A 24779-nucleotide genomic window follows, 5' to 3' on the forward strand; every position below is an offset into this window, starting at 1 on the left:
AGTGGCATGAGTGTCCGCGACGCGGTTCTTGCGAACCTCAAAAAGATCATGGACCCGGTTTCGGGTCAGGACATTGTCAGTGCCGGTGTCGTGCGCGCGCTGAACGTTGAAAATGACTCGGTGCGCTTTGTGCTGGAGATTGATCCAAAGCAGGCGGAACGCATGGAGCCCGTGCGTGCCGCGGCCGAGCAGGCGGCACAGATGGTCGATGGTGTGGCCAAGGTTTCAGCCATGATGACGGCGCATTCCGACAAGGCTCCGCCGGATTTGAAGCCCAAACCCAAACCATCGCAAACCGGGCCGCAAGCTGTTCCGGGCGTTGATCGCATCATTGCGATCGCTTCGGGCAAGGGCGGTGTGGGCAAGTCAACCGTTTCAGCCAACCTCGCCTGCGCTTTGGCTGCTGAAGGCCGACGTGTGGGTTTGTTGGACGCGGATGTTTATGGGCCATCGCAACCCCGGATGCTGGGTGTTTCTGGCCGTCCCGCCAGCCCGGACGGAAAGACCATCCTGCCGCTGCGCAATCATGGCGTAACAATGATGTCTATGGGCCTGATGACCAATGAAGGCCAGGCGGTCGTTTGGCGCGGGCCTATGCTGATGGGCGCGCTGCAGCAGATGATGAATCAAGTGCAATGGGGGGCCCTTGACGTACTGATCGTCGATTTGCCGCCCGGCACGGGTGACGTACAACTGACGCTGAGCCAAAAGTTCAAAGTGGACGGGGCCATTGTTGTCTCAACCCCGCAGGATGTCGCGTTGATAGATGCGCGCAAGGGGATCGACATGTTCAATCAACTCAAGACCCCCATTGTTGGAATGATTGAGAACATGTCGACGCATATCTGCTCGAACTGTGGCCATGAGGAGCATATCTTTGGGCATGGTGGCGTCGCCGCCGAAGCCGAGGCGTTGGGGGTGCCTTTGTTGGGTGAGATCCCATTGCATCTGGACATCCGTCTGACGGCTGATGGTGGAGCGCCCATTGTCGTCAGCAAACCCGACAGTCCGCAGGCCGAGGCATTCCGCTCGATCGCGCGTGACATGATCGCCAAGGGCAACGCATGAACGAGCCGGTGTTCCCCCCTTTGCTAACAGGTCACCCGGTGCAGGGTGGGGAGGACCCCTTTGAGCGTGCGCAGGCAATGGCTGCCCTGGGCTGTGATGCCGGAACGGTCGTGTACAGCGTGCAGGCTGATCGTTTGCGCGTCGCAATCGTTTTGGCCCCCGAAGTGTCCCTGCAGGACGCGATGGCCATGCTGCCTTTGTGTGCGGTCGGTTTCCAGAATGCGCTGGGCGCTCTGGCTCCGCCCGAGGTCGCGGTGCACCTAGGATGGGACGGATTGATTTGCGTGAACGGCGCCAAATGCGGGCGGTTCAAAACAGCCGCGTCTACCGCAGACCCAGATGCGACACCGGACTGGTTGATCGTGGGTTGGGATCTGGCGTTGCTGCAAACAAGCGACGCACCGGGCGAGACACCGGATGTAACAGCGCTTTATGATGAAGGCTGTGCCGACGTGTCGCCAACGCAGCTTGTGGAAAGCTGGTCGCGCCATATGCTGACATGGCTCAACCGTTGGCAGGACGAGGGGAATGCACCCTTGCACGCAGAGTGGATGGGATTGCTGCGCGGCGTGGGTGAGCCGATCGGGGATCAGGGCGTATTTCTTGGGACCGATGAGCGGTTCGGAATGCTGATCCGAAGCGGGGCCGAAACGCATTTGCGCCCCTTGACGTATTTGTTGGAGACCGCCTGATGAAACTGGCCCGCGCAATCCACTTTGACGAAAGCGACATGAATGTCTTTCACTCGCCGGCCCGAACAGGCGAATGGTGCATCTCGGGCGGGTTCGAGTTTTCCAATTGGGGCGAAGGCGATCTGGAAGGCAAGGCGCGGCAGGCGTTTTCCAACGGATGGCTGGGGCTTGAAACCTTTGGCCGCGTTACGTTTGTAGCGGTCACGCAGATTGAACCGGCCGAGGTTGAGCAGGTCGAACAGAACCTTGCCGAACACTTTGTGCGCCTTTACGGCGCGCCATCGGTCGAGGCGGCTGCGGATGTGGCGAAAACCGAAATCCAACATATGTCCGAGATGTGCGAAGACCATGCGCCCAACACGCTGCTTACCGTTGTTCGCGAACTCACCGGGGCAGGCGTGCACGAGGCGTTTCGGGTCATCACGCCGCAGGAAACGCAGTTGGAGGCACTGGCCGTTCACGGATCACTTGACGAGTGATCAGATAAGGTCCGCAAAACCGCCGAACTGCCCGCGCTTGAAAATCAGTCCCTGACCGGGGCGGTGCATCGCTTTTTCGACATGACCGACCAAAATCAGATGGTCGCCTGCATCGTGCACATTGGTCAACCGGCAGTCAAAACGGGCCAGACAGTCCGCCAAACGCGGGCGGCCGGCCTCGTCGGTGTTCCAATTGGCATGAGAAAAGTCGAACCCGTTGCGGGCAAATTGCAGGGCCTGATCGTGCTGATCCTGTGCCATGACATGAATGGCGTAATGCGCGCAGGTGCTGAACGCGTCAAAGCGGTTGGAGTCTTTGGCCAGACACCAAAGCACAAGCGGCGGATCCAGAGAGACCGAAGCAAAGGAATTGACCGTGATCGCGGCAGGCCCGTCATCGGTGTTGGTGGTCACGACGGTTACACCGGTGCCGAAACACCCAAGCGCATCACGGAATTCCAGACTTTGGTCAGGACCTGGTGTGAATGTTGTTTCCGTCATCTGGCGCTCGTCAAAAGGTCTTGCATCAGGTGCCATGCGGCGCGGGGATTGTCTATGGAAAGCTGCACCTGATCAGCTTTTTCGCTTAGTTCAGGTCTTCCAGCAACCGCCCGTGTTTGCGGGTTTCAACGATGACGGCACCGAAAGTTGTCATCCCGCGCGCCTTCAACATCGGCAGCATCCTGACCAACGCCTCGGCCGTGGCGACCGCATCACCCAATGCTGTATGGCGCAATGCCTCGGGAATCGTGACTTCGAGGCGCTCGCACACAGCGTCCAAAGTATGTGTCTCGCTGGCGCCGAACAGCACCGCGGACAGCAGCACAGTATCCAGAATGGGATGGTCCCATTCGACCCCCATGCGACCCGCGTGACGATGCAAAAATGCCATGTCGAAAGGCGCGTTGTGCGCAACAATGACGGCGTCCCTGGCGAATTGGTGAAAGGTTCGACCGGCCTGTGCAATGTCGGGCGCGCCTTGAACCATCGCATCGCTGACCTTGTGAACACGGGTCGAAGCCGGCGGAATCGGAATGCCTGGATCGACCAGAGTGTTCAATTGCTCGCCGGTCACAATCCGGCCTTTGACGACGCGGACGGCGCCGATCTGTACGATCTCATCCTTGTGTGGCAGCAATCCCGTGGTTTCCGTATCGAAGACAACGAAACACAGATCGTGCAGAAGGCGATTGTCAAAGGCGTCATCGACCGGCGTGTCCAGCAAGTCGAAATCATAGATCAATGGACGCGCCTCGTTTGGCCGAATACGAGCCGTGCTGTCATCGAAAATCAGCATATAGCCCGGCGCGTCGCCCAGGGGTTTCATACGCGCCGCATAGGTCTGTTTGCCTTCCGCACTTGTCAGTGTGCAAGCGACCTCTTTCCCGGTCTTGTTCATCTCGGCATAAGCATCCGTCAGGCCCGTGCTTTCGAGATAATCGAACAACGAAGCATTGAGACGTGGATGGGCGATCTGGGCCAGGACTTCTGCCGCTTGAGCATCATAAAGGACAATCTGATGTTTCGGCCCCGCCAGCAGCATCGCGACCGGGATCTCTGTCAGCAGCGCTGTCAACCGTTGCTTCTCGGCGGCCAGATGCGCTGTTTCGGCGGCGACAGCCTCGGCCGTTGTCAGCGCCGTATCGGCAACCTGTTCGGCCAACCCGGCGGCGGCGGGGGCCAGATCACCAAGATAGCGTGCGGCCTTCAGATCCACATCCGTGCTCACGCCTGCATGTGCACGGGCACGCAACTGCGCTGAAAGACGTTCGATTGGCTTGGCCACATTGTCATCAAAAAGCAACCAGACCCCTACGATCAAAGCAAGCAGCCCGAAGGCGATCAGGATCTCGGCAAAGACATAGGCGCCGATCAGATCGGGATCATCCACACGCTCATAACTGACCCAAAGCGCAAGCGAGCTGACACCAATGCCGCCAACGGCAATCAGGCAGAAGAACAGGAAAATCCTGACGCGCAGGCTCAGATCGCTCAGCATGATCAGACCCCGCAGGTGGCCTCGACGACGGGATCATTGGCGTCGACCTTGATCCAGCTGGCATTCAGCAATCGCCCGTCATCACCGAATTCGGCACCGTCCGCAAGGTTGGCACGGCTGTTGTCGGCGCAGTTCACGGCGACGGGCATTTTGGATACCGGTGCCCAGCGGCCAAAGAAATACAGGTCGACAAGCCTTTGATCCGGAACATCATTATTGGTGCGAACCGAGACAGTGTCGATCGCGGCAAAGCGATCAACAAACGGCATCGCATAGGTCCAGGGTCGGTAGAATGCGCGGCTTTCGACCTCCTGCACGACCGACAATTCTTCGGGCAAGGTATCGCGCGTGCGATCATACCAAGAATATTCGCTTGCAATGGTCATGGCGATCATGCCCGTGCCCGCCGCGACCGGAGCCGCCCATCGAGGCAGACGCCCGCCGGTCAGTTTGTTCAGCACCATCACAACACCCGCGAACGCAAAGCCCGCAAAAATTGTGCCGATCAATTCCAGAAACATTATGCCTCTCCGTTCTGTGGGCGTTGTCACCCCTTTTGCCGACTGTTCCTGACCCGGTCAGCCCAGCATGCCTTTTCCATGACCAACCGCCGACTGCATGGTTTTTACCACAACAAAAGCGTCGCGCAGATGACTTCGCTCAAAGTCCGAAAGATCGGATGGCGGTAGATAGTTGTCCGGTGAGCCGCCGGATTTTGCCAGTTTGACCTGATGGTTCAGCCGGGTCTCGGCGATCAGATCATAGGCATCCAGCAAATCGCGCGCGCCCGAGTGGCTGAGAACACCGGTTGTTTCAGCCGCCTTTAGTCGCGCACGTGTATTCGCCTCAGTCAGTTTTCCCTGCAAGCTATAAACGCGCGCGAGGTCGACCACGGGCACAACGCCATTGTGCTTCATGTCCAACGTGTTTCGATGCTCGCCTGATCGAATGGTTGCAAATCCGCGCAACAATCCCAAAGGGGGCGTATGTTTGAGCGAGTTCGAGATCATGTGAGCGACGAAAATCGAGTTTGCATTGGCTTCGGACAGCGTCTCGCCCTGCAGGTCTTCAAACAATTCAAACGCGCCGCCGATGGGACGCAAGTCAAACATCACAGACGCCAGCATCTGCGCCTCGGGGTTTGGTTTCGCGATCCAGCCGCGGAAATAGTCGCGCCAGACACTCAATGGCTGACACCAGCGCGGATTGGTGGCCATCATCTCACCGGGGCAATAGAAATAGCCGCAAGCATCCAGCCCATCCGATACGAATTTTGCCAGATCGGCGAAGTATGGCATGTCGGCCTCGGTCACCGCATCATCCAGAATTATGCAGTTGTCCTGATCCGAAACACCGGTTTGCTCCTGCCGTCCCTGTGATCCACACGCCAGCCACAAATAAGGCACAGGCGCCGGCCCAAGTTTGGCTTCGGCCAGCGCCAACAACCGCCGCGTGGCCGTATCGGCAATGTCGGTAATCAGGCGCGTGACAATTTCGTGACGGTTTCCACCCGCGACCAATTGCACCAGCAGCTGTGGAATTTCCGCGGTAACATCGGCCATTTGATCGGCTGTGTCAGCATGGGCGATGCGCCGCACCAGTTCCGCTGAATTCACGGCCTGATAGTGGGTCAAATCCGTCTGGGTCACGATGCCGACCAGACGACCGCCCTCGGAAATCGGGATATGGCCGATCCCGCGTTCCATCATGATGTGCAGCACGTCCGAGCCGATGTCGGACGGCGACAAGGTCACCGGGTCCCGCGTCATGATCGCGGATATCGGAGTGTCTGCAGCCAACCCTGCGGCCACGTATTTGCCGGATATGTCGCGCAGTGTTGCAATACCCAACAATGTGTCGCCTTCGGTGACGCAAAGCGAAGAAATATGCTTGTCCCGCATGATCTTGGCCGCGTTCTGCACGGGCATGTCGGGCGGGCAGGTGGCCGGATTGTGCGCCATCAGCACGTCAATCGCGCTGGTCGCAAGGCTTTGCGGGCCGCTGCGTTCACCTCTGGTTCGATTAAAGAACTTCGAAACGACGTCGTGATTGTTCATCAGTTCACGCACCAGTTCAGGTGGCAGAACGATCAAAACCGAAGGTGTGTGCGTGCGAGCCTTGGTGGCCGCTTTGCCGTCTTTCAAAAGACCCCGCTCGCCGAACGAATTGCGCAGACCCAGATGGGACACGACCGAGCCGTTTTCGTCGGTGATTTCGACTTGTCCTTCGTAGATCACAAAAACGCCGGGCAGGGGGTGCCCCAAATCGTAGATTGCGGCGTCTTCATCCACTTCCCAGACTTCGATCTGACGGGCCAGATCGTCCAGCGCGTCGGCGGGCAGGGCATCATAGGGGTGCACGGATTTCAGAAACCGGGTGATCTGATCATGGGACAGGGGCATTTACGCTCTCCGGGGTTCTGAAGAAAAATCCCGCCCGGTGGAATGCCGGGCGGGAACAGTAAGTCGAAAGACGCGGTCGAAGACAAGAGCCGCCGACCGCATCACACTCAGTGATCCTGAGCTGCGCCCGCACCGCGGGGAATACGCACGCTTTCGACCAGGTCCTTGATCTCCTGCGGTGTCTCTTTGGTCATGCCTGCAACAGTGTAGGCAACCGCAAAGTTGATCATCGCACCGATCGCGCCGAACGAGGTCGACTTGATCGGACCCAGCAGCGGGTCTGCATCGGTGAACGAGTTGGTTCCCGGAATGAACAGCCAACCTTTGTGCAGGAAGATGTAAACCAGGGTCACAACCAGACCAGCCAGCATGCCGCAAACCGCACCCGTGTTGTTGATGCGGGTCGAGAAGATCCCCATCATCAGCGCCGGGAAGATCGAAGCTGCCGCCAGACCAAAGGCCAAGGCCACCGTTTGTGCTGCAAAGCCCGGTGGGTTCAGTCCCAGATAGGTTGCAACAACAATCGCAACGGCCATTGCGATCCGCGCCGCCAACAGCTCACCCTTTTCAGAGATCGACGGGTTGATTGCGCCTTTGACAAGGTCGTGGGACACCGCCGAAGAGATTGCCAAGAGCAGACCCGCAGCCGTTGACAGAGCAGCCGCAAGACCACCTGCCGCGACCAGACCGATCACCCAACCCGGAAGGTTGGCAATCTCGGGGTTGGCCAGAACCAGGATGTCACGGTTGAACTTGGTAAGCTCGTTGCCGACCCAGCCTTTTTCTTCCGCAAGTGTTTGCATTTCGGCATTCTGATCGTTGTAGTACTGGATCTTGCCGTCACCGTTCTTGTCTTCCCAATCCAGAAGACCCGTCTTCTGCCAGGTTTTCATCCAATCGTAACGCGGATCGGTGTCGATTTCTTCAACAGAAACGGCGCCACCTTCGATGCCACCGTTGGGCCACATCATGTCGGTGATGTTCAGACGCGCCATTGCGCCAACCGCGGGGGCGGTCAGGTACAGCAGTGCGATGAAGACCAGCGTCCAGCCAGCGGACCAACGTGCGTCAGACACTTTCGGCACGGTGAAAAAGCGCATGATCACGTGCGGCAGACCGGCAGTACCGATCATCAGCGACAGCGTGAACAGCACCATGTTCAGCGTGTTCGAATGGTGTGCCGTATAGTCGGCAAAGCCGAGCTCGGTCACGATGGCGTCCAGCTTGGTCAGCAGGGGCTCACCACTTGCGGTGTCACTGAACAGGCCCAGCGCCGGGATCGGCGTGCCGGTCAGCTGCAGCGAGATGAAGATTGCCGGGATGGTGTAGGCGGTGATCAGCACGCAGTACTGAGCGACCTGTGTGTAGGTCACGCCCTTCATTCCGCCAAACACCGCGTAGGCAAACACGACACAGGCACCGATCAGCAGACCGGAAGTGTTCGACACTTCGAGGAAGCGGCCGAAGGCCACACCAACGCCGGTCATCTGACCGATCACGTAGGTCACCGACGCAACGATCAGACAGATCACAGCAACGATACGTGCTGTCTGGCTGTAGAAACGGTCGCCGATGAATTCCGAGACGGTGAATTTGCCGAACTTACGCAGGTAAGGCGCAAGCAGCAGGGCAAGCAGCACGTAGCCGCCGGTCCAACCCATCAGGAAGGTCGAGTTGTCATAGCCCGTAAAGGCAATGAGGCCCGCCATCGAGATGAACGAGGCCGCAGACATCCAGTCCGCTGCTGTCGCCATACCGTTGGTGACCGGGTGAACGCCGCGGTTTGCAGCGTAGAACTCGGATGTGGAACCCGCGCGGGCCCAGATCGCGATGCCGATGTACAGCGCAAAGGACGCGCCGACAAACAGCAGGTTGATGGTAAACTGGTCCATGGCTCGCTTACTCCTCGTCGACGCCGTATTCGGCGTCCAGCTTGTTCATGCGCCAGGCGTAGTTGAAGATCAGCACCAGAAAGACCAGGATTGATCCTTGCTGAGCGAACCAGAAGCCCAGATCGGTACCGCCGATGGCGATGCCGGACAACAACGGACGCAGCAGAATGCCGAATCCGAAAGACACCAGCGCCCAGATCGCGAGGCTGATGTAGATGAGGCGCAGGTTGGCCTGCCAATAGCCCTTATCGGACTGGGCGGCCTGCGCGGAGTTTGATGATTGATCCGCCATCGCGGGTTCCTCCTTCACTTCCTCGTTGGGCGGCCCATTGCTCAACTCCTCCAGTGCGTCGGACCGCTTCTCTGTTGTGCCAAACGCAGTGTCACGTCAGGCAAGACTTCCCTGGTCCGCCAAGGCGGGTCCATTGAAGTATTCTGTTTTAGGATCAAAGCCCTGGGGGCTTCTCTCCTCCCCTTAACTCACGACTTCGCCAACGATTCCTTCCAGATCGCCTGCGATGTCATTGATCTTGCCCATGGCGTCGACGCGTTTCAGAACGCCGTGGTTTTGGTAGTAGTCGATCAGTGGCGCGGTCTGCGCGTGATACGCCTTTAACCGAGACGCCACTGTTTCCGCATTGTCGTCGGCGCGACGCTTGAATTCGGTGTTGCCGCACTTGTCGCAGACGCCTTCGACCGCGGGTGTTTTATAGACATCATGATAACCTTCGCCGCAGCCTGCACAGGTGTATCGGCCCGAGATCCGCGTCACCATTTCGGCATCCTCAACCTCAAGGCTGATTGCGGCGCTGACTTTCTGATCGGTTGCGGCCAGAAGACCATCCAAAGCTTCGGCCTGCACGGTCGTGCGCGGGAACCCGTCCAGTATGACACCCTTGGCGCAATCCGGTTCGGCAATGCGATCGCGAAGGATGGCGATGACGATCCCGTCGCTGACCAGATCGCCCGCCTCCATCACCGCTTTGGCAGCTTTGCCCGCCTCGGTCCCGGCAGCCACGGCGTCGCGCAGCAGGTCGCCGGTGCTGAGTTGAACCAGTCCAAACTTGTCCTCAAGCATACGCGCCTGTGTACCCTTCCCGGCGCCCGGAGGGCCGAGAAGGATCAGAACAGCAGGCGTTGTTGTGGTGGCAGCGTCCATCACACCCTCACTTGTTCGCGCGGTTCTGGATCAGGTCGTCGACAACCGACGGATCAGCGAGCGTTGAAGTATCACCCAGCGATCCAAAGTCGTTTTCGGCAATCTTGCGCAGAATGCGGCGCATAATCTTGCCCGACCGGGTCTTGGGCAGGCCGGGGGCCCACTGGATAACGTCCGGCGATGCGATCGGGCCGATCTCGGTCCGCACCCATGTCCGCAGCTCTTTCAGCAACTCATCGCTGGGTTCGCGATTATTCATCAGAGTGACGTAACAATAGATGCCTTGCCCCTTGATTTCATGGGGATATCCCACCACGGCGGCTTCGGCGACAGCAGCATGGGCGACCAGTGCGCTTTCCACTTCGGCGGTGCCCATCCGGTGGCCGGATACGTTGATCACATCATCCACGCGGCCCGTGATCCAGTAATCGCCATCCTCATCACGGCGGCAGCCGTCGCCGGTAAAGTAGTATCCTTTGTAGTCCGAGAAATAGGTTTTCTCGAACCGTTCATGATCGCCCCAGACGGTGCGCATCTGACCGGGCCAGCTGTCCTTGATACAAAGAACACCTTCGATGCCGTTGCCCTGAATCTCGACACCGGATTGGGGGTCCAGCACCACCGGTTCGACGCCAAAGAACGGCTTCATGGCCGCACCCGGCTTCATCGCATGCGCGCCGGGCAGGGGGGTCATCAGGTGCCCACCGGTTTCGGTTTGCCACCAGGTGTCGACGATTGGGCAATTGCCCTTGCCGACAATCTCATTGTACCAATTCCAGGCCTCCGGGTTGATCGGCTCGCCCACGGTGCCCAGCACCTTGAGATCACTCAGATCGTGCTTTTCAACCCATTCGTTGCCCTGACCCATCAATGCGCGGATTGCGGTCGGAGCGGTATAGAACTGGTTTACCTTATGCTTTGCGCAAACCTCCCAGAACCGTCCGGCATCGGGGAAGGTCGGAACACCTTCGAACATCACGGTGGTCGCGCCGTTCGCTAAAGGGCCATAAACGATATAGCTGTGCCCGGTCACCCATCCGACGTCGGCCGTGCACCAGTACACATCGCCGTCATGGTAATCGAAGGTGATTTCGTGGGTCAGCGAGGCGTAAACCAGATAGCCGCCTGTTGTGTGGACAACACCCTTGGGCTGACCAGTCGAACCGGACGTGTAGAGGATGAACAATGGGTCTTCGGCCGCCATCTCTGCCGGAGCGGAGTAATCATCGGCTTCAAGCGCCATTTCGTTGTAGTCAAAGTCGCGACCATCGATCCACGTTGTCTGACCGCCGGTGCGCTTGACGACAAGGCACTTCACCGTGTCCTTGCAGTGCAGTAGGGCCGCATCTGCGTTTGATTTCAGCGGCGTTTTACGACCGCCGCGCGGGGCCTCATCGGCAGTAATGACCACTTTCGCGTCGCATCCGTTGACCCGAGCGGCCAGTGCGTCAGGGGAAAACCCGGCAAATACAATTGAATGGATGGCGCCGATCCGGGCACATGCCAGCATCGCGTAAGCCGCCTCGGGGATCATCGGCAGGTAAATGATGACGCGATCCCCTTTGCGGACGCCCAGCGACTCCAAGATGTTTGCCATGCGGCAGGTGCGACGGTGCAGTTCGGCATAGGTGATGTATTGCGCCGCATCGTTTGGATCATCCGGTTCCCAGATGATCGCGGTCTGATCGCCGCGGGTTTCCAGATGCCGGTCAAGGCAATTGGCGGATACGTTCAGTGCGCCATCCGCGTACCAGTTGATTTTGACCGATCCAAAATCATAGCTGACATCCTTGACCTGGGAATAGGGCTTGATCCAATCGATCCGTTTTCCATGTTCTCCCCAAAACGCGTCGGGATCGCTGACGGAGGCCGCATACATGTCCGCATACGTGTTGGCGTCGACATGCGCCCGCGATACGGTTTCTGCGGATGGCGGATAAGTCTTGGCATCTGCCTGGGCAGCGGTGGTCATCTTTGAGGCTCCTCCCTCTGGACTGAATCACATGGATCAACGCCGCCCGTCGTTTTGGCTTTGTTGATCCGGCTCCTCCCGGTTTTGAATAATACGGAGATCAGAAAATAAATAAATAAAATGCCGTAATCCTTGAATTTGTTTGTAAAGAAATTTCGCGTTCCCCTGGAATTTTGTAAACTTTCCCCTCATGCGGGTGGCCGATAGCTATGATAAAAAGGGGTGAAGTGTGTAAACCGACTGCGCTGGCAACCGCGCGGATGGCCCGCAGGAACCACAAGGGTGTGCGTATTGCACCGATGCAAAGACCGCCCGTAGCAGGGGTTGGCAGTCCAACGACGACGCGCTAGCTTTCGGATCAAGCGCTTCGGGAAATGGGCGCAGATAAGGGAGAGATCATTATGAAAAAGATGTTGAGTGGCGCGGCAGTTGCCGCCCTTGGGGTGGCTTTTGTCACCGAGGCTGCGGCGACAGAATGGAACGCCTCGGTCTGGGGCAAACGCCGCGCGTTCACCGAGCATGTCGAGAAATTGGCAGAACTGGTCAACGAAAAAACCGGAGGCGATTTCACCATCAATGTCAGCTATGGCGGCCTGTCCAAACCACGCGAAAATCTGGACGGAATTGAAATCGGCGCGTTTGAAATGGCGCAGTTCTGCGCCGGTTATCATCGCGACAAAAACCGTGCAATCACGGTTCTGGAGCTTCCGTTTTTGGGCGTGAACAATCTGGATGAAGAAGTGGCCGTCAGCCATGCGGTCTATGATCATCCTGCCGTCAAAGACGAGATGGCGCAATGGAATGCGCGGATCATCATGACCTCGCCCATGCCGCAATATAACCTTGTGGGAACTGGTGATCCCCGGGATGAACTGGCGGATTTCGACGGAATGCGCGTCCGCGCCACGGGTGGCCTAGGTCAGGCTTTTGAAGCCGTTGGAGGTGTTCCGACATCAGTACCAGCCACCGAAGCCTACAACGCGATGGAATCCGGCGTCGTTGACACTGTGGCCTTTGCACAGCACGCGCATTTGTCCTTTGGCACGATCAACGAAGCAGATTGGTGGACCGCCAACCTGAACCCCGGCACGGTGAATTGCCCGGTTGTGGTCAACATCGACGCGTATGAGGCGTTGTCGCCAGAGCATCGCGAAGCGCTGGACAGTTCGGTTGATGAAGCGATCGAGCACTATCTGGCGAATTACGGCGGCCTGCTTGAGCAGTGGGACAGTGTCCTTGATGAGAAAGGCGTTGCAAAGATCAACATTGACGACGCCGTCATTGATGAGTTCCGCGCCAAAGCCGCAGACCCGATCCGTGAACAGTGGATCGCGGATATGTCGGCGCAGGGCCTTCCGGCCCAAGATCTTTACGATCTGGTCCAGGCGACTTTGCAACAGCAACGCGGCGGTAACTGATCGTCACTGCCGGGCGCTTTCGGGCGCTCGGCTTCTACTAAAGACAGGGGTTCACCGGAATGGCAGGACAGGCCACGGTGTTGGAAGACGGCAGCCTCATAAGCCGTCTGGACCAGCGATTGTTGCGACTCGAGAAACTTCTGGCATTGATCAGCGGATTGGCCGTGTTTGGCCTGATGGTTCTGGCCGTTGTTTCGGTCAGTGGGCGGAATGCGATAAACGCGCCGCTCCCCGGGTACGTTGACTGGATCGAGCAGGCAATGCCGCTGATCGCGTTCCTTGGCATTTCGTATGTTCAGCGGGACGGTGGCCATATTCGAATGGATATCGCGATTTCCCGTTTGCACGGTCGGGCGCTTTGGCTGTTCGAGACGATTTCCGTGGTGTTGATCCTTCTTTTGATGATCGCGTTGGTCTGGGGCAGCTGGTCTCATTTCGATCGGTCCTTTGATTTCGACGCACCGCTTTGGAGCCGCGACAGCTCGATCGACATCGGCATCCCCCTCTGGCCGGCCAAACTGCTGGCACCCGTTGCGTTTTCGGTGCTGTGTCTACGCCTAGTTCTTCAGGTCTGGGGCTACGGAAGGGCCTTTGTATTAGGGCTGGACCATCCCGTTGCCGTGCCGTTGATCCAGGACGCTGCCGCACAAGCCGCGGCCGAGGCGGAACAGTTCGAAGGGCGTTCATAACTCATGGATACGATTGATATCGGGCTTTGGGTCACGGGCGGCCTGTTGGTTCTCGTCGTGGCCGGGATGCGTGTAGCCTTTGCCGCGGGACTGGCGGGGTTGATCGGGCTGATCTGGATTTTCTGGGCAAAGTTCGGGTATGACCCCGAGCGGTTTGGCAAGGCAATGACCGTGGCGGTCAAAACCGCAGGGCAGGTGCCGCATTCCAAGGTCGCCTCTCATACCCTCAGCCTGATCCCAACCTTCATTCTGATCGGATACCTTGCTTATTATGCCGGTTTGACGCGATCCTTGTTCGAAGCCGCCAAACGGTGGATTGCCTGGGTGCCCGGTGGCTTGGCCGTGTCGACCATTTTTGCAACTGCGGGATTTGCCGCTGTGTCCGGAGCCTCGGTTGCGACGTCGGCCGTGTTCGCCCGGATCGCGATCCCCGAAATGCTGAGCGTCGGGTACAACAAACAATTTGCAGCCGGCGTTGTCGCCGCCGGGGGAACGTTGGCCTCGTTGATCCCCCCATCCGCAATTCTTGTGATCTACGCGATTATTGTAGAGCAGGATGTTGGAAAGCTGCTCTTGGCGGGGTTCATTCCCGGCGCGTTTTCGGCCCTGATTTATGGGTTGTTGATCGTTGGCATCGCCGTGATTTTCAAGTCAGTCGGTCCCCCGGTTACAGGATTCTCGTGGAAACAACGTTTCGCCGCATTGCCGGGCGCACTGCCCATCGTTGCCGTAATCCTTATTATCATCTGCTTTGTCTATAACCCGTTCGGAGATCAGGCCTGGGGCACCCCAACCGAAGGCGGTGCAATTGGTGCTTTCATCGTCTTTTGCTTTGCCATGTTCAATGGCATGCGCTGGTCCGAGCTCAAATCCGCGCTTCTGGAAACGGCGAAACTGACGGCGATGATCTTCGCGATCATCTGGGGCGTTTTGATCTACGTGCGCTTTTTGGGGTTTGCCGACCTTCCGGGAGCGTTCTCGGACTGGATCACATCGCTTGAAATGTCACCGATGCTGATCCTGATCTGCATCCTGTTGGCCTACGCCGTTCTGGGCATGTTCATGGACGCAATCGGAATGCTGCTGCTGACTTTGCCAGTTGTCTATCCCGCGGTCATGGCCCTGAATGGGGGCGAAACAGTCAGCGCCGCCGATAGCGCATTTGGCATGTCAGGCCCGATGTGCGCCATCTGGTTCGGCATTCTGGTGGTCAAGATGGCCGAGTTCTGCCTGATCACCCCACCCATCGGCCTGAACTGCTTTGTGGTTGCCGGGGTCCGCCCGGACCTGAGCGTGCAGGATGTCTTTAAAGGCGTCACGCCGTTTTTTATCGCTGATGCGCTGACAATCGCTCTGCTCGTCGCGTTCCCCGGTATCGTTCTGTACCTGCCGTCGCTTGCAGGTTGAGGGATTTTTGCGAGGCTCTGCCTCGCGCTCCGGGATATTTGAGGCCAGATGAAGAGCGGATCCCCTGCTTCATCTGGCTAAAAATATCCCGGGGGAGTCGCAGCTTGCTGCGGCGGGGGTAGAGCCCCCAACCCGATTTTCATTCTGCGCGCATCAGCATACCAAACAGGTCGCGCGGGTCGTCGGGATCGGCCAGCATATCCAGTGGTTCGAAAAATTCGGTGCCTTCAATCGCGCGTTTGACATAGCGAAGGGCCGAGAAGTCTTCGATTGCAAAACCTACACTGTCGAACAGGGTGATCTGGCGGTCATCTGTGCGACCCTGTGCCTGTCCGGTCATGACCTCCCACATTTCGGTCACCGGGTGATCCGCCTCAAGCGCCTGAATTTCTCCTTCGATACGTGTCTGTTCTGGGTATTCCACGAAGATGTCCGAGCGCAGCAGGATATCTCGATGCAATTCCGTCTTGCCTGGGCAGTCGCCGCCGATGGCGTTTATGTGAACACCGGGGCCGACCATGTTGTCGGTCAGGATGGTGGCGTATTTCTTGTCTGCCGTGCAGGTGGTGATGATCTGCGCACCTTCGATTGCGTCTTCGGGCGTCTTGCAGGAAATCACGTTCAGACCTTTTCCCTTAAGATTGGCCGCACATTTCGCCGTTGCATTTGGATCAGTGTCATACAGCCGAACCGTGTCGATCCCGCACATGGCCTTGAACGCCAGGCATTGAAACTCGGACTGCGCGCCATTTCCGATCATGGCCATCACCGTCGCGGACTTCGGAGCGAGGTAGCGGCCCACAAGACCCGAGGTTGCCGCCGTGCGCAGGGCGGTCAGCATCGTCATTTCGGTCAGAAGTGTTGGGTAGCCCGTGTAGACATCGGCCAGCAGGCCGAAGGCGGTGACGGTCTGCAACCCCTCGGATGTATTCTTGGGGTGTCCGTTGACGTATTTAAAGCCATAGGCCTCACCATCCGAGGTTGGCATAAGCTCGATCACGCCATGCGGCGAATGGGCGGGAATGCGCGGGGTTTTGTCGAAGCTTTCCCAGCGTTTGAAATCGGCCTCGATCTGCGCCGCGATCTGGGTGATCATCGTCTCGACACCGATGTGATGGACAAGTCGCATCATGTTGTCGACGGAAACAAAAGGAACAAGGGCCTTTTCGGACGGTTGCATCATGCACTCCTAACGACGGGACAGGTGGATGCCGGCGATCATGCAGCGCACCGATCCACCGGCGGTTTCGATTGTGGGGACAGAAAGGGGCAGCGGCGTGGCGCTGCCCTCGATAATGGAAATCTGATCGGGGCGAAGCGCCTGAAGCGCGCGGGCCGAAAGGGCCAGGACCAAACCATCGCGTCCGCTCAACTCGATCGCGTTACCGGCGAAATTAGCGATTTGTTCATGCGTCAGGTCGATGACGGTGCGACCGGACTCCTCCAGCCGCGACCGAACCGTGGCGCGGCGTTCCGCGTCGGGGATCATGTCGAGACAGATCAGCGCATACTGCGTGCCGATGCCCATCAGCACGTTTGTGTGGTACACATCGCGCCCGTCGCGATCCCGTGCTTCGAAGGCGATCGGTTCATAGTTAAAATGGGTACAGAACCGTTCCAACAGAACCGGATCGGCGCGGTTGGATTTCACCGTGTAGGCGATGCGTCCGACGTGATCCAAAACCATGGCGCCCGTGCCCTCAAGCGCAAGGCCGTCTTGTTCAAGGCCCGAGTAATCAATGATGTCCTGAACCCGGTAATCCTGTTTCAGCATCTCGATCACGTCGCTACGGCGTTCGCGTCGGCGCGACGGGACGAACATCGGGTAGATTGCCACATGGCCACCGGGATGGGTGGAAAACCAATTGTTGGGAAACACGCTGTCAGGCGTGTCGCGGTGGCCGTCATCGTCAAAGACATGGACGGTTACCCCGGCGGCGCGCAGTTGCGCGACAGCTGTGTCGTGTTCGTCTCGTGCGGCGATTGAGGTCGCTTTCGCTGAGGCGTCTGCCAGTGTCTGGAATGCGTTGTCGTGGCTGGTTTCGGGATTGGATTCAAACGCGTGGGGCCGGATCATCACCACGGCAGACGGGGACTGAAGTGAGTGCATCAGAAGCTCCGGGTCGGGCGATCAAAAATGCGGCGCCCCATCAACGAGGCGGTAAGATCGACCATCAATTTTGCGGTTCGGCCCCTCTCATCAAGGAACGGATTCAGTTCGACTAGGTCCAGCGAACAGACCAACCCGCTTTCATGCAGCAATTCCATCACCAGATGCGCCTCGCGCTCGGTCGCGCCGCCGGGGACGGTGGTGCCAACGGCCGGTGCTATTGACGGATCAAGGAAGTCGACATCCAATGAAACATGAAGGACACCGTTTGCCGCGCGCACCTTGTCGAGAAAGGCATTCAACGGCGCCTTTATCCCATGCTCATCGATGCTGCGCATATCGGCCAGCATGGCTTGGTCTTTTTCCAGTAACGCGCGCTCGGCTGGGTCGACGGATCGCAGACCGATCATGCCGACGCGGTTCGTTGGAACGGGTGCGGTCAACGCCGGGAACGCATCAAACCCCGGTTGGCCGGTGACATAAGCGACCGGTGTGCCGTGTAGATTGCCGCTGCTGGTACTGCTTGGTGAGTGAAAGTCGCTGTGGGCGTCCAGCCAGAGCACGAAAAATGGCCGTCCGATCTGCGCAGCATGAGCGGCCATTCCCGAAACCGTTCCCATCGACAAAGCGTGATCCCCGCCGAGGATCACGGGCATCCCGTCTTGCGCGGCATCCTGCACCGCACGTGACAGTGCCATGGTCCATCCGACGCATTCGGGCAGGGCGTAAAGGTGCTCGTCTTCGGGTATTTCGACGGGGTCGGGTGATGTGTCACCCACATCCGTGACGTCATGCCCTAGATCGGCAAGGGCCTGATAAATCCCGGCAACGCGATAGGCGTCCGGACCCATCCGGCAACCCTGACGCCGTTTTCCTGCGTCCATCGGTGCGCCGATAAGTATCAGTGATTTTTTGTCCATATGCCTATTTATCGACGCAGGATGGGTTGCGAGAAGAGTTCAAAATGCTCAAAAAGAAAGGCAGTAACTCGTAATGGGAATTCGCTTTGGACGAATTGGATAACAAGCTGTTGAATGCCTTGAACCGGGATGCCCGCGCATCGCTGTCTGAATTGGCAGAAACCCTTGGTGTGACACGAACGACCGTGCGCAGCCGCTTGCAGCGTCTCAAGCAATCCGGTGAAATTGTCGGATTTACAGTCGTGACCCGACAAGCCGTTGCAGAAAGCCCGGTGCGTGGATTGATGATGCTTGAGATTGAAGGTCGCGGAACTGAACGGATCATGTCGCGGATCGCGGCGCTCCAGCAGGTGAGGGCGGTGCACTCCACCAACGGCAGTTGGGATCTGATTGCTGAAATCGGCGCAGAAACACTGGCGGAACTGGATGGAATTCTGTTCCAGATCCGTCGCATGGACGGAATCAAACGATCTGAAACCAACCTGTTGCTGTCCACCCGAAAGGGCCGGTCCTAGCGCACGGGCGGTAACTGTTTGACCGGTCAGAGATTTGTGTCAATCTCGGTGCAAAGCCCCGATGTTGAGGGTTGCACAAAAAGCAGGACCAAGTTGATGACCACACAGGCCGCACAAGACGAATCGACGCCCGTACGCTTGGCCGAGAAGATCACCGCGCTGCTGGAGAAACCGATTGTTCGCATCGCGGTACCGGTTCTGATCACGGTGATTGCGCTTGTCGTGCTGCATGAACTGTCTGCCCATGTGAAATGGACCGAGGTCAAAGCTGACGCTGCGGACAAGCCCTGGCGCTTTTTGTTGTTTGCCGTGTGTTGGACAGCGTTCAGTTTCTTTTCGCTGTCCTTCTACGATGTCCTGGCCGTGCAGAGCGTCGCGGACGGAAAGGTGCCATTGCCTGTGGCAGGTATGGCAGGGGCAAGCGGCTACGCCGTATCGAACTGTCTGGGTTTTTCATACATAACCGGAACGGCAATCCGGTACCGGATTTACGCATCGTTAGGGTTGGATCTGGGTCGCGTTGCAGGGGTTATCGCAACCTCATGGGTGGCGTTTTGGATGGGGCTGGTTCTGGTTCTGGGCCTTCTGCTGACGGTGCATCCCGACGGCATTTCCAAAGCACTGCCCATCAGCGAAACGTTCGAGACCATAATTGGCCTGTGCCTTCTGACCGGGTTGGTGGTCCTGTTTGTCTGGCTGTCGCGCGGCGGGCGCAGGTTTGGTTTTGCGGGGATTGAATTCAATCTGCCTGGCGGCAAACTGGCCGGTCTGCTGACGCTGGCCGCGATCGGCGACCTGTTCGGCGCTTCCATGGCGCTTTATGTGCTGATGCCCGACGATCTGGGTGTCGGCTATCCGTACTTCTTTACCATTTATATCGCAGCGATTGCCGTGGGCATCCTAAGTCATGCCCCGGGCGGCATCGGTGTATTCGAAGCCACCTTGATCGCAGGTTTGGGCGCGTCCGGGCGCTCTGACGTTATCGCGGCATTGCTGCTCTATCGTCTCATTTACACGTTCCTGCCCTTTGCCATTGCGACCTTGTCTATCGCGGTTGCCTCGGCCCTGACACAACGGCATCGGATCGGCGGGGCAGCAACGTGGGTCTACCGGGTGATCCGACCCATTGTGCCGATGGTGGCCGCCGGGGTGGCCGCGGTTGCAGGCGTGATCCTGCTGGTCTCGGGCGCTTTGCCGGCAAGTTCGCAAAACCTCGGGGTTCTGCGTGAAGTTTTGCCCCTGTCATTTGTCGAAGCGTCGCATCTTGCTGGCAGCGCGATTGGTGTGCTGCTGCTGCTGGTTTCGCGCGGTCTTTTCCGCAAGCTTTACCGCGCCTGGGTCGTCGCTATGTTGCTGATGCTGGCGGGGTTCTTTGCCTCGTTGGCCAAGGGGCTGGACACGCATGAAGCCATATCAATGCTGGCCACCATTGCGTTGTTGGCGATGTTCCGCGGCGCGTTCTACCGGGTCAGCGGGGCTTCGATCTTTCGGCTGAACATCCCTTGGCTTGTCAGCGTGATCGCTTTGCTTGCGGTGATCTTCTGGATCGGCCTGTTTGCCTATTCTCACGTGGAATACCAAAACGCGCTTTGGTGGGACTTTGCGTGGAAGGGTGACGCGTCGCGGTTTCTGCGCTCAAGCCTTGTGGTTGCGGTCATCGTGGGAATTGTCGCAGTGACATCCCTGTTCGGGCGGGACATTCCCGAGCCTGTGCGTACCGAAATCCCGCCGGTTGTCGCCAAGCTGGCATTGGAGAGCGAAGATACCGAGGCGCAGATTTCGCTGACGGGCGACAAACAATTCCTGATCGCGCCTGATGACAGTGCGTTTCTTGCCTATGCCGACACGGGCAACGCGCTGATCACCAAAGGAGAGCCGGTTGGCGATGAAACGGCGGGCAAACAACTGATCTGGCAGTTGCGCGAACGTGCGGATCGTGAAGGCAAGCTTTGCGCGTTTTACAGTGTGTCCACCAAATATCTTCCCACCTTCCTGGACCTCGGACTGTCGATCCTGAAAATCGGCGAAGTGGCGCGCGTACCGCTCAAGGATTTTTCGCTGGACGGAAAGTCGCGCAAACGCTTCCGACAGGCCAAAAACCGCGCCGAACGGGAAGAATTTGTCTTTGAAATCATTCCCAAGGAGCACATGGGGCCGGTCCTGCCGGAACTGCGCAAGATCTCGGACGATTGGCTTCAGCAGAAAGCGGGTGAGGAAAAGGGTTTTGCGCTGGGCGGGTTTGACGATGATTACTTGTCCTATTTCGACTTTGCGGTCCTGCGCGACAGTAAGACCGGCAAGATCTGGGCTTTTGCCAACCTGTTTCAGGGCGGGAACAAGTCCGAACTGTCACTGGATCTGATGCGGTATGAACCTGACAGCCCCAGTTTCGTGATGGACGCCTTGTTCGCAAACATGATGGCCTGGGGATCCGAGCAGGGGTTCCACTGGTTCTCGCTCGGGGCCGCGCCGTTTTCGGGCATCGAAAACCGGCAACTTGCCTCGCTGTGGAACCGCATCGGCGGGTTTGTCTATGAACACGGCGAGCAATTCTATCACTTTGAAGGATTGCGCGCGTTCAAGCAGAAATTCGACCCGGAATGGAGCCCCAACTACCTTGCCAGCCCTGGTGGTTTTGCCGCGCCGCGTATCCTGTATGAGGTCAATATTCTCATCTCGGGCGGTCTTCGTGGACTGACCAAATAGGTATCAGTTCAGGCTGGCGCGGGTCGGAGTCTGCTCCAGTAGATCACCCCAATCCGTGCGATACGCCATTTCTGCCAGAACCGTTTCAGGCAGGAATTCGCGGTTTTGCCGGATCTGCCATCCGCCCCCCAGACCTTTGTAAACGGCCACCAGATTGGCCGAGACCTGTTGGCGTGCCTCGATCAGGTTCGCCTGAGAACGCAGCAGCGCGGTCTGTGTATTCAATATCCGGGAATAGCTGGCGATCCCGTCCCGGTACTGGTCAACTGCGATTTCAGCAGCCCGGCGCGAGGCATCGACACTGTTTTGGTACAGCGCGACCTGTTTGCGGGATTCAGTGTATGCGACCATCGCGCTTTCCACTTCGGAATAGGCGGTCAGAACGGTGTTCTGATAGTTTGCGATCAATGCCTGATAGGCTGCATCCTGTGCGCGGACATTGTTCTTGATCCGCCCGTAGTTCAACACGTTCCAGACAACGCCCGCACTGGTCAGCCCCGTGACGCTGTTGGAACTGAACAGATCCCGCCCGCCGGACGCCTGCAGCCCGAACGATCCCGAAAGGATGAATTGCGGATAGAGATCGGCCATCGCGATGCCGACTTCGGCGGATTGCGTGGCCGCCGCCAGTTCCGCCGCCCGCACATCCGGGCGGCGGCGCAGCAGCTCGGTCGGAACGCCGACTGCCACGTTGGACCGTGCGGTGGGGATACGCCCGGAATTGCCAAGCAATCCGGTCATGCGCGACGGCGTCGTACCCAAAAGAACCGCCAACGTGTTCTTGGCCTGTTGCAGGTCGCTTTGCAGTTCGGGCACGAGCGCCTTGGTATTGTTCAGCAGCGCGGTGGATTCCTGCACGTCCAACTCGGTCGTCACACCGTTGTTGAAGCGCAACTCGGTCAGGTCCAGCGATTCCTGTTGCAGTTGGATGTTTTCGCGGGCGACGGCCAGCGCCTCCTGCAGCGACCGGATATTGATGTAGATTGCGGCGACGTCGCCTGTCAGCGTCACAAGCGCATCGTCGTAATTGGCCACCTGCAGCGCCAGATTGGATCGCGCGGCCTGAACCCCGCGACGTTGCGCGCCCCAGACATCAAGCTCCCATTGCGCATCAAATCCGACTTGCGACGTTGAAAACTCGGTATCCAGCGGGATGATGCGCCGAATGTCCGAGATGGGGCCAAGGTTTTCGCTGATCCGGCGTTGTTCGATCGATCCTCCGGCAACTTGCGACTGCGGATACAGTTCGCCAAAGGCGATGCCCAGTTGAGCGCGGGCCTGCAAAACGCGGGCACCGGCGACCTGCAGGCTCAGGTTCTGCGCATAAGCTTCGGCAATCAACCGGTTGAGCGTCGGGTCGTTGAACGTTTCCCACCATTTGACGACCGGAGCGCTGCGCGAGGTCAAACCGCTGGCGTTGGCATTGGGGCTGTTGACCTCGATCCACTGTTTGACCACAGGAGAGTTCGGGCGGACGAAATCCGGCCCGACCGGAGCGCAAGCGGCAAGAGTTGCGGCGCATATGGCAGTACCCATCAACCGGTGGAGTGTCATGGCACGCATCCTCAGATATCCAATGGCCGGATGAAGTTGGCGAACGAGTAGAGGCGGATGTTGATACGTCTCAGAAACTCAAAACTTTTGCCTTGGCCTGTGTAGATTGCCACGGCTGCATGACCACCTGCCGGGAAAGTGTGACCTTCGGGGACATCCACGGTGATCTGGACAGCAATCCGACCCGGGATTTTGGGCAGTTCAAAGCCGGGCAGGCGACCTGACGGCAAGTATTGCCCCTGCCGCGTGGCCCACCAGATCGCCTCGACCTTGCCGGAAAGGATCTCTCCGGGATACAGGTCCAGCGCCACCTCGACCGGCTGGCCGGGTTCGACGAATTTCAGGTTTTGCTGCCGGAAGGTCGCAAGGATGTAGGGCGCGTCTTCGGTCACGAAACTGGCGATTGCACCCAATCGAATGTCACCCACAACAAGACCCGGACGCGCCTGTTGCGAGACGATCATGCCGTTTTCCGGCGCGTAGATCGTCGTGTTTTCCAGAAAATACTCTGCCTCGGACAGTTGGGCCTGTGCCTGAAGGATACCGGTGTTCACACCGTCTATCTGTGAGTCCAGCGCCAGTTGCGACTTTTCCAGATTGGCCTCGGCCTGATTGACCGAGGCTTGGTCTTCGGTGACCTGTTCATTCCATCTGTCCAATTCGTCCTGCCGCGCACCCCCTGCCGGCACAAGGTTTTCGTACCGTGCCTGTTGTGTCCGCGCATAAGCCAGCTGCGCATTTGCGCGCTCGACCGCTTCTGTCGATGAAATCACGTCTTGCTCAAGGATTTTCGCGTTCTGTTCGGCCGCCACAAGCTGGGCCTTGGCATTGTCAACCGCCAGTGAAAATACTGTGTCGTCAAACCGGTAAAGCGGATCGCCTTTGGTCACTATGGTGTTGGGTTCCACCAACACCTCGGTCAGGATTGTTGGCTGGGTCAGTCTGGGAACGATCTGGATCGTCGAGCGGACAACATGGCTGTCGACGGAAAACGGCTGGAAGAACCGCAAGGCGACCAAAAAGATCAGCAGCAGATGCGCACCAACCCAGAATGAGACAATGCCCCAGGTGATATTGAATTTCAGCCATTGCGCCTTGAAGAAGATGAACCAGACGAAAATGATGTAAAAGAGCGTGATGCCCAGGGCGACGAACATTTTACTTTAATTCCTTTGGGCTTAGCTCTTTTCTGCGTCATCGGATTTGGGCAGGTATTCGTCCTTCACCGTTCCGCCCAACCGCTCGATTTCCTTGCGAATGGCCTCTTTTTCTTCGTCTGTTCCCCGGCGCATATCGACGGTTACGCCGTCATGGAAGGCCCACATGAAAGCATGGACCCAAGGGACAACGGCCAGAAAGCCCATCCAGCCCATGATCTTTACCGCTTCGGCATGGGGGTGGTTGCGTTTGATGGCTATGCGGCCCGGCAGACCCATGAGGAACAAAAACAGCGCCATGACTGCTGCAAGCAGCAAGATCAGTGCCACGAATGTCAGGTAATCGTAGTAGCCGAGTGGCTGTCCCAAAAGTCCCATGCTCGCGCCTCCTGTTGGGAAGGTTGTCCTATCCTCAATTGTTGGTGCCCGGTTCGTCAATCAGTTTATGGCCTGTCGGCAAGTCCGTGCAACCGGTTGGACCGCAACCTTGGCTGGTATTCTCGAACCGTACCACGCGCCAATTGGCGGTCGGTTTTATAGTGTCAGGACCAAATGTGTCTGACAAGGCGCCAGAGCGTTAAGATTTCGGCCACACAGGTGAGGCAGATGCGACGTCATTGACGGATGCAGACAAAAAAAA

General features: G+C 58.1%; 22 protein-coding genes. 8 read left to right on the forward strand and 14 right to left on the reverse strand.

The annotated features are described in order from the left end of the window. Positions 1 to 6 precede the first annotated feature (6 nt). From RA28_RS14530 to RA28_RS14540, 3 genes are read left to right on the forward strand one after another with little or no spacing between them, the layout of a single operon-like run. The gene (locus RA28_RS14530) at positions 7 to 1068 is read left to right on the forward strand and encodes an Mrp/NBP35 family ATP-binding protein (protein WP_039530267.1); all 1062 of its coding nucleotides are present in this window, start codon (positions 7 to 9) and stop codon (positions 1066 to 1068) included. Next, positions 1065 to 1760, forward strand: coding sequence for a biotin/lipoate--protein ligase family protein (locus tag RA28_RS14535; RefSeq protein WP_039530270.1), 696 nt, complete (start codon positions 1065 to 1067; stop codon positions 1758 to 1760). The genes RA28_RS14530 and RA28_RS14535 overlap by 4 nt, the downstream gene beginning before the upstream one ends. After that, positions 1760 to 2239 (forward strand): DUF6505 family protein, encoded by a 480-nt coding sequence (locus RA28_RS14540; RefSeq protein ID WP_039530274.1) that lies wholly within the window; start codon positions 1760 to 1762, stop codon positions 2237 to 2239. The genes RA28_RS14535 and RA28_RS14540 overlap by 1 nt, the downstream gene beginning before the upstream one ends. Here RA28_RS14540 and RA28_RS14545 read toward each other — a convergent pair whose 3' ends face one another. The 8 genes from RA28_RS14545 to acs all read right to left on the reverse strand — a co-directional run bounded on the left by RA28_RS14545 (position 2240) and on the right by acs (position 11663). Next, entirely contained in the window at positions 2240 to 2740 is a 501-nt protein-coding gene (locus tag RA28_RS14545; protein ID WP_039531630.1) for a flavin reductase family protein, read from the reverse strand. Positions 2741 to 2825: 85 nt separating this feature from the next. Continuing rightward, complete coding sequence (locus RA28_RS14550) at positions 2826 to 4238, reverse strand: 3'-5' exonuclease (protein WP_039530278.1); 1413 nt, start codon at positions 4236 to 4238, stop codon at positions 2826 to 2828. A 2-nt stretch (positions 4239 to 4240) separates the two neighbouring features. Then, the gene (locus tag RA28_RS14555) at positions 4241 to 4759 is read right to left on the reverse strand and encodes a hypothetical protein (RefSeq protein ID WP_039530280.1); all 519 of its coding nucleotides are present in this window, start codon (positions 4757 to 4759) and stop codon (positions 4241 to 4243) included. Positions 4760 to 4816: 57 nt separating this feature from the next. Next, on the reverse strand, positions 4817 to 6640 hold the full coding sequence (locus tag RA28_RS14560; RefSeq protein ID WP_039530281.1) for a DUF294 nucleotidyltransferase-like domain-containing protein: 1824 nt from the start codon (positions 6638 to 6640) through the stop codon (positions 4817 to 4819). Positions 6641 to 6747: 107 nt separating this feature from the next. Beyond that, a complete protein-coding gene (locus RA28_RS14565; protein ID WP_039530283.1) occupies positions 6748 to 8532 on the reverse strand; it encodes a sodium:solute symporter family protein in 1785 nt (594 codons plus the stop codon). 7 nt (positions 8533 to 8539) lie between these two features. Continuing rightward, positions 8540 to 8824 carry a DUF4212 domain-containing protein gene (locus RA28_RS14570; RefSeq protein WP_039531632.1) on the reverse strand — a complete coding sequence of 95 codons (285 nt, stop codon included), beginning with the start codon at positions 8822 to 8824 and terminating at the stop codon, positions 8540 to 8542. Positions 8825 to 9007: 183 nt separating this feature from the next. Then, positions 9008 to 9691: an adenylate kinase gene (locus RA28_RS14575; protein WP_039530285.1), complete on the reverse strand. Its 684-nt coding sequence runs from the start codon at positions 9689 to 9691 to the stop codon at positions 9008 to 9010. A gap of 7 nt (positions 9692 to 9698) precedes the next feature. Beyond that, on the reverse strand, positions 9699 to 11663 hold the full coding sequence (acs, locus tag RA28_RS14580; RefSeq protein WP_039530288.1) for an acetate--CoA ligase: 1965 nt from the start codon (positions 11661 to 11663) through the stop codon (positions 9699 to 9701). Positions 11664 to 12064: 401 nt separating this feature from the next. Here acs and RA28_RS14585 point away from each other — a divergent pair, with 401 nt between their 5' ends. The 3 genes from RA28_RS14585 to RA28_RS14595 are packed head-to-tail and all read left to right on the forward strand — an operon-like array spanning position 12065 to position 15177. Further along, on the forward strand, positions 12065 to 13081 hold the full coding sequence (locus RA28_RS14585; protein ID WP_039531635.1) for a C4-dicarboxylate TRAP transporter substrate-binding protein: 1017 nt from the start codon (positions 12065 to 12067) through the stop codon (positions 13079 to 13081). Between the two features lie 59 nt (positions 13082 to 13140). Next, complete coding sequence (locus tag RA28_RS14590; protein WP_039530290.1) at positions 13141 to 13770, forward strand: TRAP transporter small permease subunit; 630 nt, start codon at positions 13141 to 13143, stop codon at positions 13768 to 13770. A gap of 3 nt (positions 13771 to 13773) precedes the next feature. Further along, positions 13774 to 15177, forward strand: coding sequence for a TRAP transporter large permease (locus tag RA28_RS14595; protein WP_039530293.1), 1404 nt, complete (start codon positions 13774 to 13776; stop codon positions 15175 to 15177). Between the two features lie 139 nt (positions 15178 to 15316). On the opposite strand, the gene RA28_RS14600 is transcribed toward RA28_RS14595, so the two are convergent. The 3 genes from RA28_RS14600 to rocF are packed head-to-tail and all read right to left on the reverse strand — an operon-like array spanning position 15317 to position 18207. Continuing rightward, a complete protein-coding gene (locus RA28_RS14600) occupies positions 15317 to 16360 on the reverse strand; it encodes an ornithine cyclodeaminase (RefSeq protein WP_039530296.1) in 1044 nt (347 codons plus the stop codon). A gap of 6 nt (positions 16361 to 16366) precedes the next feature. Then, positions 16367 to 17287, reverse strand: coding sequence for a citrulline utilization hydrolase CtlX (ctlX, locus tag RA28_RS14605; RefSeq protein WP_039530299.1), 921 nt, complete (start codon positions 17285 to 17287; stop codon positions 16367 to 16369). Next, on the reverse strand, positions 17287 to 18207 hold the full coding sequence (rocF, locus tag RA28_RS14610) for an arginase (RefSeq protein ID WP_039530302.1): 921 nt from the start codon (positions 18205 to 18207) through the stop codon (positions 17287 to 17289). The genes ctlX and rocF overlap by 1 nt, the downstream gene beginning before the upstream one ends. A gap of 86 nt (positions 18208 to 18293) precedes the next feature. Here rocF and RA28_RS14615 point away from each other — a divergent pair, with 86 nt between their 5' ends. After that, positions 18294 to 18722 carry an Lrp/AsnC family transcriptional regulator gene (locus tag RA28_RS14615; protein ID WP_039530307.1) on the forward strand — a complete coding sequence of 143 codons (429 nt, stop codon included), beginning with the start codon at positions 18294 to 18296 and terminating at the stop codon, positions 18720 to 18722. A 96-nt stretch (positions 18723 to 18818) separates the two neighbouring features. Next, the gene (gene mprF, locus RA28_RS14620) at positions 18819 to 21428 is read left to right on the forward strand and encodes a bifunctional lysylphosphatidylglycerol flippase/synthetase MprF (protein WP_039531638.1); all 2610 of its coding nucleotides are present in this window, start codon (positions 18819 to 18821) and stop codon (positions 21426 to 21428) included. A gap of 3 nt (positions 21429 to 21431) precedes the next feature. Here mprF and RA28_RS14625 read toward each other — a convergent pair whose 3' ends face one another. The 3 genes from RA28_RS14625 to RA28_RS14635 are packed head-to-tail and all read right to left on the reverse strand — an operon-like array spanning position 21432 to position 24517. After that, positions 21432 to 22982, reverse strand: a complete 1551-nt coding sequence (locus RA28_RS14625) for an efflux transporter outer membrane subunit (RefSeq protein ID WP_082029852.1) — start codon at positions 22980 to 22982, stop codon at positions 21432 to 21434. Positions 22983 to 22993: 11 nt separating this feature from the next. Then, positions 22994 to 24139 carry an HlyD family secretion protein gene (locus RA28_RS14630; RefSeq protein ID WP_039530309.1) on the reverse strand — a complete coding sequence of 382 codons (1146 nt, stop codon included), beginning with the start codon at positions 24137 to 24139 and terminating at the stop codon, positions 22994 to 22996. Between the two features lie 21 nt (positions 24140 to 24160). After that, entirely contained in the window at positions 24161 to 24517 is a 357-nt protein-coding gene (locus RA28_RS14635; protein ID WP_039530311.1) for a DUF3302 domain-containing protein, read from the reverse strand. Positions 24518 to 24779: the final 262 nt, after the last annotated feature.

The sequence above is a fragment of the Ruegeria sp. ANG-S4 genome (genome assembly GCF_000814005.1).
Classification (GTDB): domain Bacteria; phylum Pseudomonadota; class Alphaproteobacteria; order Rhodobacterales; family Rhodobacteraceae; genus Ruegeria.

Excerpts from the sequence above, each read along its gene's own strand:
- RA28_RS14530 (WP_039530267.1), top strand. The coding sequence starts at position 7 with ATGAGTGTCCGCGACGCGGTTCTTGCGAACCTCAAAAAGATCATGGAC.
- RA28_RS14535 (WP_039530270.1), top strand. The coding sequence starts at position 1,065 with ATGAACGAGCCGGTGTTCCCCCCTTTGCTAACAGGTCACCCGGTGCAG.
- RA28_RS14540 (WP_039530274.1), top strand. The coding sequence starts at position 1,760 with ATGAAACTGGCCCGCGCAATCCACTTTGACGAAAGCGACATGAATGTC.
- RA28_RS14545 (WP_039531630.1), bottom strand. The coding sequence starts at position 2,740 with ATGACGGAAACAACATTCACACCAGGTCCTGACCAAAGTCTGGAATTC.
- RA28_RS14550 (WP_039530278.1), bottom strand. The coding sequence starts at position 4,238 with ATGCTGAGCGATCTGAGCCTGCGCGTCAGGATTTTCCTGTTCTTCTGC.
- RA28_RS14555 (WP_039530280.1), bottom strand. The coding sequence starts at position 4,759 with ATGTTTCTGGAATTGATCGGCACAATTTTTGCGGGCTTTGCGTTCGCG.
- RA28_RS14560 (WP_039530281.1), bottom strand. The coding sequence starts at position 6,640 with ATGCCCCTGTCCCATGATCAGATCACCCGGTTTCTGAAATCCGTGCAC.
- RA28_RS14565 (WP_039530283.1), bottom strand. The coding sequence starts at position 8,532 with ATGGACCAGTTTACCATCAACCTGCTGTTTGTCGGCGCGTCCTTTGCG.
- RA28_RS14570 (WP_039531632.1), bottom strand. The coding sequence starts at position 8,824 with ATGGCGGATCAATCATCAAACTCCGCGCAGGCCGCCCAGTCCGATAAG.
- RA28_RS14575 (WP_039530285.1), bottom strand. The coding sequence starts at position 9,691 with ATGGACGCTGCCACCACAACAACGCCTGCTGTTCTGATCCTTCTCGGC.
- acs (WP_039530288.1), bottom strand. The coding sequence starts at position 11,663 with ATGACCACCGCTGCCCAGGCAGATGCCAAGACTTATCCGCCATCCGCA.
- RA28_RS14585 (WP_039531635.1), top strand. The coding sequence starts at position 12,065 with ATGAAAAAGATGTTGAGTGGCGCGGCAGTTGCCGCCCTTGGGGTGGCT.
- RA28_RS14590 (WP_039530290.1), top strand. The coding sequence starts at position 13,141 with ATGGCAGGACAGGCCACGGTGTTGGAAGACGGCAGCCTCATAAGCCGT.
- RA28_RS14595 (WP_039530293.1), top strand. The coding sequence starts at position 13,774 with ATGGATACGATTGATATCGGGCTTTGGGTCACGGGCGGCCTGTTGGTT.
- RA28_RS14600 (WP_039530296.1), bottom strand. The coding sequence starts at position 16,360 with ATGATGCAACCGTCCGAAAAGGCCCTTGTTCCTTTTGTTTCCGTCGAC.
- ctlX (WP_039530299.1), bottom strand. The coding sequence starts at position 17,287 with ATGCACTCACTTCAGTCCCCGTCTGCCGTGGTGATGATCCGGCCCCAC.
- rocF (WP_039530302.1), bottom strand. The coding sequence starts at position 18,207 with ATGGACAAAAAATCACTGATACTTATCGGCGCACCGATGGACGCAGGA.
- mprF (WP_039531638.1), top strand. The coding sequence starts at position 18,819 with ATGACCACACAGGCCGCACAAGACGAATCGACGCCCGTACGCTTGGCC.
- RA28_RS14625 (WP_082029852.1), bottom strand. The coding sequence starts at position 22,982 with ATGACACTCCACCGGTTGATGGGTACTGCCATATGCGCCGCAACTCTT.
- RA28_RS14630 (WP_039530309.1), bottom strand. The coding sequence starts at position 24,139 with ATGTTCGTCGCCCTGGGCATCACGCTCTTTTACATCATTTTCGTCTGG.
- RA28_RS14635 (WP_039530311.1), bottom strand. The coding sequence starts at position 24,517 with ATGGGACTTTTGGGACAGCCACTCGGCTACTACGATTACCTGACATTC.